General features: G+C 68.6%; 11 protein-coding genes. 3 read left to right on the top strand and 8 right to left on the bottom strand.

Annotation, left to right across the window (positions count from 1 at the left end; all coding sequences use genetic code 11):
* Positions 1-345, top strand: a 345-nt coding sequence (locus tag ACZ4TV_RS32220) for a hypothetical protein (protein WP_468138752.1), incomplete at its 5' end; no start/stop codon positions are given.
* A gap of 119 nt (positions 346-464) precedes the next feature.
* Here ACZ4TV_RS32220 and ACZ4TV_RS32215 read toward each other — a convergent pair.
* The 3 genes from ACZ4TV_RS32215 to thyX all read right to left on the bottom strand — a co-directional run bounded on the left by ACZ4TV_RS32215 (position 465) and on the right by thyX (position 4115).
* On the bottom strand, positions 465-2150 hold the full coding sequence (locus tag ACZ4TV_RS32215; RefSeq protein ID WP_468138751.1) for a ribonuclease J: 1686 nt from the start codon (positions 2148-2150) through the stop codon (positions 465-467).
* Positions 2151-2274: 124 nt separating this feature from the next.
* Complete coding sequence (gene dapA, locus ACZ4TV_RS32210) at positions 2275-3174, bottom strand: 4-hydroxy-tetrahydrodipicolinate synthase (RefSeq protein ID WP_468138750.1); 900 nt, start codon at positions 3172-3174, stop codon at positions 2275-2277.
* A gap of 200 nt (positions 3175-3374) precedes the next feature.
* Positions 3375-4115 carry an FAD-dependent thymidylate synthase gene (thyX, locus tag ACZ4TV_RS32205; RefSeq protein WP_468138749.1) on the bottom strand — a complete coding sequence of 247 codons (741 nt, stop codon included), beginning with the start codon at positions 4113-4115 and terminating at the stop codon, positions 3375-3377.
* 248 nt (positions 4116-4363) lie between these two features.
* Between thyX and ACZ4TV_RS32200 the strand changes: the two genes are divergently transcribed.
* Both ACZ4TV_RS32200 and ACZ4TV_RS32195 read left to right on the top strand, forming a co-directional pair.
* On the top strand, positions 4364-4594 hold the full coding sequence (locus ACZ4TV_RS32200) for a hypothetical protein (RefSeq protein WP_468138748.1): 231 nt from the start codon (positions 4364-4366) through the stop codon (positions 4592-4594).
* A gap of 48 nt (positions 4595-4642) precedes the next feature.
* On the top strand, positions 4643-5209 hold the full coding sequence (locus ACZ4TV_RS32195) for a PH domain-containing protein (protein WP_468138747.1): 567 nt from the start codon (positions 4643-4645) through the stop codon (positions 5207-5209).
* A gap of 56 nt (positions 5210-5265) precedes the next feature.
* On the opposite strand, the gene ACZ4TV_RS32190 is transcribed toward ACZ4TV_RS32195, so the two are convergent.
* The 5 genes from ACZ4TV_RS32190 to rpsO all read right to left on the bottom strand — a co-directional run bounded on the left by ACZ4TV_RS32190 (position 5266) and on the right by rpsO (position 10705).
* The gene (locus ACZ4TV_RS32190) at positions 5266-5718 is read right to left on the bottom strand and encodes a hypothetical protein (RefSeq protein ID WP_468138746.1); all 453 of its coding nucleotides are present in this window, start codon (positions 5716-5718) and stop codon (positions 5266-5268) included.
* A 16-nt stretch (positions 5719-5734) separates the two neighbouring features.
* Positions 5735-6487, bottom strand: coding sequence for a 4-hydroxy-tetrahydrodipicolinate reductase (gene dapB / locus ACZ4TV_RS32185; protein ID WP_468138745.1), 753 nt, complete (start codon positions 6485-6487; stop codon positions 5735-5737).
* A gap of 28 nt (positions 6488-6515) precedes the next feature.
* Positions 6516-7895 carry a M16 family metallopeptidase gene (locus ACZ4TV_RS32180; RefSeq protein ID WP_468138744.1) on the bottom strand — a complete coding sequence of 460 codons (1380 nt, stop codon included), beginning with the start codon at positions 7893-7895 and terminating at the stop codon, positions 6516-6518.
* Complete coding sequence (locus ACZ4TV_RS32175; protein ID WP_468138754.1) at positions 7892-10114, bottom strand: polyribonucleotide nucleotidyltransferase; 2223 nt, start codon at positions 10112-10114, stop codon at positions 7892-7894. Before ACZ4TV_RS32175 ends, ACZ4TV_RS32180 begins: the two co-directional genes overlap by 4 nt.
* A 303-nt stretch (positions 10115-10417) precedes the next feature.
* A complete protein-coding gene (rpsO, locus tag ACZ4TV_RS32170) occupies positions 10418-10705 on the bottom strand; it encodes a 30S ribosomal protein S15 (RefSeq protein WP_030011220.1) in 288 nt (95 codons plus the stop codon).
* Positions 10706-10842: the final 137 nt, after the last annotated feature.

Below are 10842 nucleotides of genomic sequence, written 5' to 3'. Positions count from 1 at the left end.
GGGTATCAACTTCTGGCGTTGATTTTTGGCACGCTGTTGAGTTCTCAAGGAACGGACGCTTCCTTTGTACTCACCCTCAGTAACACTTACTGGGGCTTTCCTCCGGGCTTTCGTTCTGTTCTTGCGTTTCCGACTCTATCAGACTCTTTCGTGTCCGATTCCTCGGCGCTTTCCAGGTTCTCGCTTTCGCGTTTCCCTTTCCGGCGATTCCGACTCTATCAGATTCATTTCCTGGCCGTTACCGGTTGGATTCGAATTCCGATGGCCTTCGGAGGGCCTTTCCCTTTCGGGCGGATCAGACTTTATCAGGTCTCCCTGGGCTCTGATCACCACCCGCCCGCATGACCGTCCGGGCACACGTGTGTGCCGCGGTGCCGTGCGAGGTGGAGACGTAAACGTACTGGAGCGGGGCCCCCGGATGCAAATCCGGTTGCCCCGCTCCTGTTCCACGGCTACGGCGAGGGTCAGACCTCGACGACGACCGGGAGGATCATCGGGCGGCGGCGGTAGCCGTCCGAGACCCACTTGCCCATCGTGCGGCGGATGAGCTGCTGGATCTGGTGCGGCTCGGCGACGCCGTCGGCCGCGGCGCGGGCGATGGCTTCCTCGATCTTCGGAACGACCGAGGCGAAGGCCGAGTCGTCGATGCCGGAGCCGCGGGCCTGGACGTTCGGGCCGCTCACGACCTTGCCGGTGGTGCTGTCCACCACGACGTAGACCGAGATGATGCCCTCTTCGCCGAGGATGCGGCGGTCCTTGAGGTGGACCTCCGTGACGTCCCCGACCGAGAGGCCGTCCACGTACACGTAGCCGGCCTGGACCTTTCCGGAGATACGGGCCTTGCCGTCGATCAGGTCGACGACCACGCCGTCCTCGGCGATGACGATGCGGTCCTTCGGGACGCCCGTCATGGCACCGAGCTCGGCGTTGGCGCGCAGGTGGCGCCATTCGCCGTGGACCGGCATCAGGTTCCGCGGCTTGCAGATGTTGTAGAAGTACAGCAGCTCGCCGGCCGAGGCGTGGCCGGAGACGTGCACCTTGGCGTTGCCCTTGTGCACGACGTTGGCGCCCCAGCGGGTCAGGCCGTTGATCACGCGGTAGACCGCGTTCTCGTTGCCCGGGATCAGGGACGACGCCAGGATCACGGTGTCGCCGGGGACGATCCGGATCTGGTGGTCGCGGTTGGCCATGCGGGACAGGGCCGCCATCGGCTCGCCCTGGGAACCGGTGCAGACGAGGACGACCTCGTGGGCCGGCAGGTCGTCGAGGGTCTTGACGTCCACGACGAGACCGGCCGGGACCTTGAGGTAGCCCAGGTCGCGGGCGATGCCCATGTTGCGGACCATCGAGCGGCCGACGAAGGCGACCCTGCGGCCGTACTCGTGGGCGGCGTCGAGGATCTGCTGGATGCGGTGCACGTGGCTGGCGAAGCTGGCCACGATGATCCGGTTGTGGGCGTTCGCGAAGACCGTGCGCAGGACGTTGGAGATCTCACGCTCGGGCGGGACGAAGCCCGGGACCTCGGCGTTCGTCGAGTCGGAGAGGAGGAGGTCGATGCCCTCCTCGCTCAGACGCGCGAAGGCGTGCAGGTCGGTGAGGCGGCTGTCCAGCGGGAGCTGGTCCATCTTGAAGTCGCCGGTGGCGACGACCAGGCCCGCGGGGGTCCGGATCGCGACGGCCAGGGCGTCCGGGATGGAGTGGTTGACCGCGATGAACTCGCAGTCGAAGGGGCCGAGGTTCTCGCGCTCGCCTTCCTTCACCTCGAGGGTGTAGGGGCGGATGCGGTGCTCCTGGAGCTTCGCCTCGATGAGGGCCAGCGTCAGCTTGGAGCCGATCAGCGGGATGTCCGGCTTCTCCCGCAGGAGGTAGGGGACGGCGCCGATGTGGTCCTCGTGGCCGTGCGTGAGGACGATGCCGTCGATGTCGTCGAGGCGGTCCCGGATGGACGTGAAGTCCGGCAGGATCAGGTCGATGCCCGGCTGCTCCTCCTCGGGGAAGAGCACGCCGCAGTCGACGATCAGCAGGCGGCCGTCGAACTCGAAGACGGTCATGTTGCGGCCGATCTCGCCGAGACCACCCAGGGGGGTGACCCTGAGGCCGCCCTTGGGCAGCTTCGGCGGCGGACCGAGTTCCGGATGCGGATGGCTCAAAAGTGTCTCCTCACCACGCACGCCACGTACCCCGGAAGGCACGTGGCGCGCATGTCATTCGTGCACTTGCTGTTGTCTGTTTTGTATTTGTTTGTTCTTGCTTATTCGGTTGTGAAGTCTGATATCAGAGCTGTACCCCGCCGGCGGCAAGGTCGATCTTGAGCTGAGCCGTCTCTTCGGCGGTCAGCTCGATCAGCGGGAGCCGCAGCGGGCCCGCGGGCAGGCCCTGCAGGTTCAGCGCGCCCTTGGTGGTCATCACGCCCTGGGTGCGGAACATGCCGGTGAAGACCGGGAGCAGCTTCTGATGGATCTCGGTGGCCTTCTGGACGTCTCCGCCCAGGTGGGCCTCCAGCATGGCGCGCAGGTCGGGGGTGACCACGTGGCCGACCACGGAGACGAAGCCGACCGCGCCGACCGACAGGAGCGGCAGGTTCAGCATGTCGTCGCCCGAGTACCAGGCCAGGCCGCTCTGCGCGATGGCCCAGCTGGCGCGGCCGAGGTCGCCCTTGGCGTCCTTGTTGGCCACGATACGGGGGTGCTCGGCCAGCCGGACCAGGGTTTCGGTGTCGATCGGGACACCACTGCGGCCGGGGATGTCGTAGAGCATGACCGGCAGCCCGGTGGCGTCGGCGATCGCCGTGAAGTGCCGGTAGAGGCCCTCCTGCGGCGGCTTGCTGTAGTAGGGGGTGACGGCGAGCAGGCCGTGGGCGCCGGTGCGCTCGGCCTGGCGGGCCAGCTCCAGGGTGTGGCGGGTGTCGTTGGTGCCGATGCCGGCGACCACGTGGGCGCGGTCTCCGACGGCTTCGAGGACGGCTCGTACGAGGTCGTTTTTCTCCGCGTCGGTGGTGGTCGGCGACTCACCGGTGGTGCCGTTGATGATCAGGCCGTCGTTGCCTGCGTCCACCAAGTGGACGGCGAGCTGCTGCGCGCCGTCGAGGTCGAGTGCGCCATCCGCCGTAAACGGCGTGATCATGGCGGTGAGGACCCGCCCGAAGGGGGTCTGCGGAGTCGAGATCGGAGCCATGGGTAACACGCTACTCGCTGCCATGCTCGCGGTGTCCCCTCGGGGGACGTCAACAGGGTGTTGGACGCCGGCACTGCCTGCTCGGGGGTTCAAGCAGTGCCGGGTCCGTTTGATCAGCCTAGATGAAGTTTACGAAACGTCGCAATACGGACACTTAGCACTTAACTCCGTACATCTGTACGTCGCGGAACTACCGGGCCTTACGGGGCAACGCGCCCGTTGCCGTTGTAGGCCGCGTACGTGAGCGGCATGAGCTTCGCCCAGTGCTGCTCCATCTTCTCGCCGACCATCTCGATCTCCCGCTGCGGGAAGGACGGGACGGCCGCGAGCTCGTGCTGCGTGCGCAGGCCCAGGAAGTGCATGAGCGAGCGCGCGTTGCAGGTGGCGTACATCGAGGAGAAAAGACCGACCGGCAGGACCGAACGGGCAACCTCGCGGGCCACGCCCGCGGCCAGCATCTCGCGGTAGGCCTCGTAGGCCTGCAGGTAGGAGTCCTCCATGACGCGGCCGGTCAGTTCCTGCTGCGCCCGGGTGCCCTCGACGAAGACGTACTTGCCCGGGCGGCCCTCCTGGACCAGCTTGCGCTCGGCGTCCGGGACGTAGAAGACCGGCTCCAGCTCCCTGTAGCGGCCCGATTCCTCGTTGTACGACCAGCCCACGCGGTGGCGCATGAACTCGCGGAAGACGAAGATCGGGGCGCTGATGAAGAAGGTCATCGAGTTGTGCTCGAAGGGGCTGCCGTGGCGGTCGCGCATCAGGTAGTTGATGAGGCCCTTCGAGCGCTCCGGGTCCTTCTGCAGCTCCTCCAGGGACTGCTCGCCGGCCGTGGAGACCCGGGCGGCCCACAGCACGTCGGAGTCGGCGGCGGAGTGCTTCACCAGCTCCACCGTCACGTCACTGCGGAAGCTGGGTTTCAGATCTGAAGCGGCGGTCTCGCTCACCGGGGGTCCTTCCAAACGTGCGTTCCTGGGGCGCGCCCACTCTACGGCGCCCGTCGCGGGTGCCCGCGCAAGCGCACGCGCCGCGGGGACACCCGTACAGCTGACACACAGCCATGTTTTTTGGCCGATGTGCCGAAATCGGGCACCGATCGAGGGGTCCGTACGTCCTACCAGGAGAACGCGCACTCATCCACCCGAGGAGATTCGTCCCCGTGTTTCTCCCCCAGCCACCGCCGGGAGGTACCCCCTTGCCCGAACCCGTTCCGTTCGCCTTCGTCGCCGAAGCCGACCGGTTCCGGAGCAATGTCACTCCGCCGCCACGCGAGCGTCTGGGCTGGACCCAGATGGCCGCCCGTAGTCTGGTCGGACTGACCGTGGTTGCGGGGCTCGCCGGCTCACTGCTCTTCGGTATGCCCGCACTGCAGCCGACCAAGGCAGCGGAGAAGTCGCAGCAGTCGGAGGCGTCCGAGGGGCGGTAGCCTCACGGGCACAGCCCAACCGAACGTGCATGTGAGTGAGGTCCAGCCGTGCCCCTGCCCTTCCTGACGGCCGACGGCGTATCCGACGCGGATGACGACGGCGACGGCGACGAGGTCCTGGCCCACGCCGACCACGACCGGTGGCGACGGCCCTACCGGCCCGGGCCCTGGCGCGTGGCCATCTCCGCGCTGCTGCTCCTGCTGTCCGCCTTCATGCTGCTGGCCACGATGATCGTCGCCTTCGCGGGCGGGTGGGGCGGGGCCGGGATCTGCCTGGCCGCCGCCCTCACGGTCGTCGCATCCGCGGTGCAGACGCTGCGCGTCGGCGTGTGGGTGAGCCGTACGGGGCTGCGCCGGGTGGGGTTCTTCGTGACCCGCACGCTCGCGTGGAGCGAGATCGCCGAGCTCCGTACGGTGCAGCAGCCGGTGCGCTGGCTCGGGCTGCCGAGGTCCGTACAGGGGCAGGCGCTGACGGTGTCCGGGCGCGGCGGCGCGGAGCTTCCGGTGCTGCTGACCGACCACAACGCCGATTTCCTGTCGCGGGCCGAGGCCTTCGACCGGGCCGCCGACACGGTCGGGGCCTGGGCCGACGAGTACCGGCCCGTGCCCGCCTGACACCCGGGTCGCCGGCACGACACGGCGGGACACGCCACGGGAAGCCCGTACGGGGATCAGACCTGTACGGGCTTCTTGTCGTGCAGGGCGATCGCCCGCTGCATCGCCTTGCGCGCCCGCGGGGTGTCCCGGGCGTCGTGGTAGGCGACGGCGAGCCGGAACCAGCTGCGCCAGTCCCCCGGCGCGTCCTCGGTCTCCGCCTTGCGGCGCGCGAAGACCTCGTCGGCGGAATCCCGCAGGATCCGCCCGTACTGGTCCCGCTCCAGCTCGTCGACGGGCAGTCCGCCCTCGGCCTCCAGCTCGGTCGCGAGGTGGTTGGCCCGCGTGACGAACCGGGTGTTCTGCCAGAGGAACCACACACCGATGACCGGCAGGATCAGCACGGCCAGCCCGAAGGTGACGGTGAGCCAGGTGCCGTGCCGGATCAGCATCAGGCCCCGGCTGCCCACCAGGACGAAGTAGACGACCAGGACGGCGGCCGTGAGGAAGTACGTGATCTTCGCGCGCATCGTGAAATCAGCCCAGTCAGCCCAGGTCGAGGAAGTGTTCCAGGCCGAAGGTGAGGCCGGGGGTCTGCGTCACGCGGCGCGCGCCGAGCAGGATGCCCGGCATGAAGCTGCTGTGGTGCAGGGAGTCGTGACGGATGGTCAGGGTCTCGCCCTCGCCGCCGAGGAGCACCTCCTGGTGGGCGAGCAGCCCGCGCAGGCGGACGGCGTGCACCGGGACGCCGTCGACGTCCGCGCCGCGCGCGCCGTCCAGGGCCGTGGCGGTGGCGTCGGGCTGCGCGCCGAGGCCGGCCTCGGCGCGGGCGGCCGCGATGAGCTGCGCCGTACGGGTCGCCGTGCCGGAGGGGGCGTCGACCTTGTTGGGGTGGTGCAGCTCGACGACCTCGACGGACTCGAAGTAGCGGGCGGCCTGGGCGGCGAACTTCATCGTGAGGACGGCGCCGATGGAGAAGTTCGGGGCGATGAGCACACCGGTCTTCGGGGAGCCGGCGAGCCAGGTGTTCAGCTGGGCGAGGCGGTCCTCGGTCCAGCCGGTGGTGCCGACCACCGCGTGGATGCCGTGGCCGATGAGGAAGTCCAGGTTCTCCATCACCGAGGCCGGGGTGGTCAGCTCGACGGCGACCTGGGCACCGGCCTCGGTCAGCGTCTCCAGCGAGTCACCGCGGCCGAGGGCAGCCACCAGCTCCATGTCCTCGGCGGCCTCGACGGCCTTGACCGCCTCGGCGCCGATGCGGCCCTTGGCACCGAGGACTGCCACGCGCAGCTTGCTCATGTTGCTTCCTTTGAATTGCCGTACGGAACTAGGCGACCGCTTCGTCGAGACGGGCGGCCTGCTTCTCCTTCAGCGGGCCGATCACCGCGAGCGAGGGTCGCTGGGCCAGTACATCCTGCGCGACCGAGCGGACCTCGTCCGGGGTCACGGCGGAGATCCGGGCCAGCATGTCGTCGACCGACATCTGGTCGCCCCAGCACAGCTCGCTCTTGCCGATGCGGTTCATGATCGCGCCGGTGTCCTCCAGGCCGAGGACGGTGGAGCCGGACAGCTGGCCGATGGCCCGCTTGATCTCGTCGTCGTCGAGCCCGTCGGAGGCGACCTTGTCGAGCTCTTCGCGGCAGATCCGGAGCACGTCGTGGACCTGGTTGGGCCGGCAGCCCGCGTAGACGCCGAAGAGACCGGTGTCGGCGAAGGCCGAGGTGTACGAGTACACGCTGTAGGCGAGGCCGCGCTTCTCCCGGACCTCCTGGAAGAGGCGGGAGGACATGCCGCCGCCGAGGGCGGTGTTCAGCACGCCCAGCGCCCAGCGGCGCTCGTCGGTGCGGGCGATGCCGGGCATGCCGAGGACCACGTGGGCCTGCTCGGTCTTGCGGCCCACCAGGTCGACGCGGCCGGCGGTGCGGACACGCTTGGCGCCGGTGCGCGGGCCGATCGGATCGGCGTCGGTGCGGGTCAGCGCGCCGGCCTTCTCGAAGGCGGCGCGGACCTGGCGCACGACCTTGTTGTGGTCGACGTTGCCGGCGGCGGCCACGACCAGGTGGGTCGGGTCGTAGTGCTTCTTGTAGAAGCGGCGGATCCGGTCGGCGCCGAGGGCGTTGATCGTGTCGACGGTGCCGAGGACCGGCCGCCCGAGGGGGGTGTCCCCGTACATGGTCTGCGCGAACAGGTCGTGCACCATGTCGCCCGGGTCGTCCTCGGTCATCGCGATCTCTTCGAGGATGACCCCGCGCTCGGCGTCGACGTCCTCCTCGCGGATCAGGGAACCGGTGAGCATGTCGCAGACCACGTCGATGGCCAGCGGCAGGTCCGTGTCGAGCACCCGGGCGTAGTAGCAGGTGTACTCCTTCGCCGTGAAGGCGTTCATCTCGCCGCCGACCGCGTCGATCGCGGAGGAGATGTCCAGGGCGCTGCGCTGGTGCGTGCCCTTGAAGAGGAGGTGCTCCAGGTAGTGCGTGGCGCCGTTCAGCGTGGGCGTCTCGTCACGGGAGCCGACGTGCGCCCAGATGCCGAAGGTGGCGGAGCGGACGGAGGGCAGCGTCTCGGTGACGATGCGCAGTCCGCCGGGCAGGACCGTGCGCCGGACGGTGCCGATGCCGCCCCGGCCCTTGAGGAGTGTTTGGGTACGGGCGACGGCCCGCCCCTCCGAAGAGGGGCGGGCCGTCACACGGGAACTACGCGACGTCACTTGTCGGAGTCGTCCTTGTCAGCGTTGGCGTCGACGGCCTCGCCCTCGATCACGGGGATCAGGGAGAGCTTGCCGCGCTGGTCGATCTCGGCGATCTCGACCTGGACCTTGGTGCCGACCGCGAGCACGTCCTCGACGTTCTCCACGCGCTTGCCACCGGCGAGCTTGCGGATCTGCGAGATGTGCAGCAGGCCGTCCTTGCCCGGGAGCAGGGAGACGAAGGCACCGAAGGTGGTGGTCTTGACGACCGTACCCAGGTAGCGCTCGCCGACCTCCGGCATGGTCGGGTTGGCGATGCCGTTGATCGTGGCGCGGGCGGCCTCGGCGGCCGGGCCGTCGGCGGCACCGATGTAGATGGTGCCGTCGTCCTCGATCGTGATCTCGGCGCCGGTGTCCTCCTGGATCTGGTTGATCATCTTGCCCTTGGGGCCGATGACCTCACCGATCTTGTCCACGGGGATCTTGACGGTGATGATCCGCGGGGCGTTGGGGGACATCTCGTCCGGCGTGTCGATCGCTTCCATCATCACGTCGAGGATGTGGAGGCGGGCGTCGCGGGCCTGCTTGAGGGCCGCGGCCAGGACGGAGGCCGGGATGCCGTCCAGCTTGGTGTCCAGCTGGAGGGCGGTGACGAACTCCTTGGTGCCGGCGACCTTGAAGTCCATGTCGCCGAAGGCGTCCTCCGCACCGAGGATGTCGGTGAGGGCGACGTAGTGCGTCTTGCCGTCGATCTCCTGGGAGATCAGGCCCATGGCGATACCGGCGACGGGGGCCTTGAGGGGCACACCGGCGTTCAGCAGCGACATGGTGGAGGCGCAGACCGAGCCCATGGACGTCGAACCGTTGGAGCCGAGGGCCTCGGACACCTGGCGGATCGCGTACGGGAACTCCTCGCGGGTCGGGAGGACCGGCACGATCGCGCGCTCGGCGAGCGCGCCGTGGCCGATCTCGCGGCGCTTCGGCGAACCGACGCGGCCGGTCTCACCGACGGAGTACGGCGGGAAGTTGTAGTTGTGCATGTAGCGCTTGCGGGTCACCGGGGAGAGGGTGTCCAGCTGCTGCTCCATGCGGAGCATGTTGAGGGTGGTGACGCCCAGGATCTGGGTCTCGCCACGCTCGAACAGCGCCGAGCCGTGCACGCGCGGGATGGCCTCGACCTCGGCGGCGAGGGTACGGATGTCCGTGATCCCGCGGCCGTCGATGCGGACCTTGTCCTTGATCACGCGCTCGCGCACCAGGGCCTTGGTCAGGCTGCGGTACGCGGCGGAGATCTCCTTCTCGCGGCCTTCGAAGGCCGGGAGGAGCTTCTCGGCGGCGATCTCCTTGACGCGGTCCAGCTCGGCCTCGCGGTCCTGCTTGCCCGCGATGGTCAGCGCCTGGGAGAGGTCGCCCTTGACGGCGGCCGCGAGGGCCTCGTACACGTCGTCCTGGTAGTCCAGGAAGACCGGGAACTCGCCCTCGGGCTTCGCGGCCTTGGCGGCGAGGTCGGACTGGGCCTTGCAGAGGACCTTGATGAACGGCTTCGCGGCGTCGAGACCCGCGGCGACGATCTCCTCGGTCGGCGCCTCGGCGCCGCCCTTGACGAGGGCGATGGTCTTCTCGGTGGCCTCGGCCTCGACCATCATGATCGCGACGTCGCCGTCCTCCAGGACGCGGCCCGCGACGACCATGTCGAAGACGGCGTCCTCGAGCTCGGTGTGCGTCGGGAAGGCCACCCACTGGCCGCGGATCAGCGCGACGCGGACGCCGCCGATCGGGCCGGAGAAGGGCAGACCGGCCAGCTGGGTGGACGCGGACGCGGCGTTGATCGCGACGACGTCGTACAGGTGGTCGGGGTTGAGCGCCATGATCGTGGCGACGACCTGGATCTCGTTGCGCAGGCCCTTCTTGAAGGACGGGCGCAGCGGGCGGTCGATCAGGCGGCAGGTGAGGATCGCGTCCTCGGAGGGCCGGCCCTCACGACGGAAGAAGGAGCCGGGGATCTTGCCGGCCGCGTACTGCCGCTCCTCGACGTCCACCGTCAGGGGGAAGAAGTCGAGCTGGTCCTTGGGCTTCTTCGACGCGGTGGTGGCGGACAGCACCATCGTGTCGTCGTCCAGGTAGGCAACGGCGGAACCGGCGGCCTGGCGGGCCAGACGGCCCGTCTCGAAGCGGATGGTGCGGGTGCCGAAGGAACCGTTGTCAATGACGGCCTCGGCGTAGTGGGTCTCGTTCTCCACTAGCGTTTTCTCCATTTTCGTCGTCTCCGTCCGCCGCCCGTGTGGCGGTGGACGGTGCGGAGAAGCGCTCCTGGCCTGGGGCCGGTCTTCGATCGAAGCACCCGGTCCGTTGCCCGTGGGGGCATTCCGGGTGCCACTACCGAGGACCGGCGGCGTAGGGAGGGCGCTCCTCCTCTTCAGTTGTGCGCGTCTGACTCAGACGCGCACGTGCGTCCTTTCCAGACTACAAAGGGTCCGGTCCGTCCCGCACGTACAGCAAAGGGAGCGGCCCCCGGATGTGGGAACCGCTCCCTCCACAGCGCTTTACTTGGCGCCGGCCGCACCGCGGCGGATGCCGAGGCGCTCGACCAGCGTACGGAAGCGCTGGATGTCCTTCTTGGCCAGGTACTGCAGCAGGCGGCGACGCTGGCCGACCAGGATCAGCAGACCACGACGGGAGTGGTGGTCGTGCTTGTGCGTCTTGAGGTGCTCGGTCAGGTCCGAGATGCGGCGGGAGAGCATCGCGACCTGGACCTCGGGGGAGCCGGTGTCGCCCTCCTTGGCACCGAACTCGGTGATGATCTGCTTCTTCGTAGCGGCGTCGAGCGGCACGCGTACTCCTCGTTTTAGGTCTTCGTTGCCACCGAGTGCCCCAGGTCTGAGTCTCTGGGGAGCTTCCGTTACTCGGGAGGCGGGGTCCGCTGGGCGCAGTCCACAGACTCCTTGTCGAGGAATCCGGGGGACGCGTA

Source organism: Streptomyces sp. NPDC028910 (genome assembly GCF_055564955.1).
Note: the sequence above shows the minus strand (reverse complement) of the source record. Positions and strands in the feature narration are given on the sequence as shown.

Bases quoted from the DNA above. Each gene is read 5' to 3' on its own strand.
- ACZ4TV_RS32190 (WP_468138746.1), bottom strand. From the start codon at position 5,718: ATGCGCGCGAAGATCACGTACTTCCTCACGGCCGCCGTCCTGGTCGTC.
- dapA (WP_468138750.1), bottom strand. From the start codon at position 3,174: ATGGCTCCGATCTCGACTCCGCAGACCCCCTTCGGGCGGGTCCTCACC.
- dapB (WP_468138745.1), bottom strand. From the start codon at position 6,487: ATGAGCAAGCTGCGCGTGGCAGTCCTCGGTGCCAAGGGCCGCATCGGC.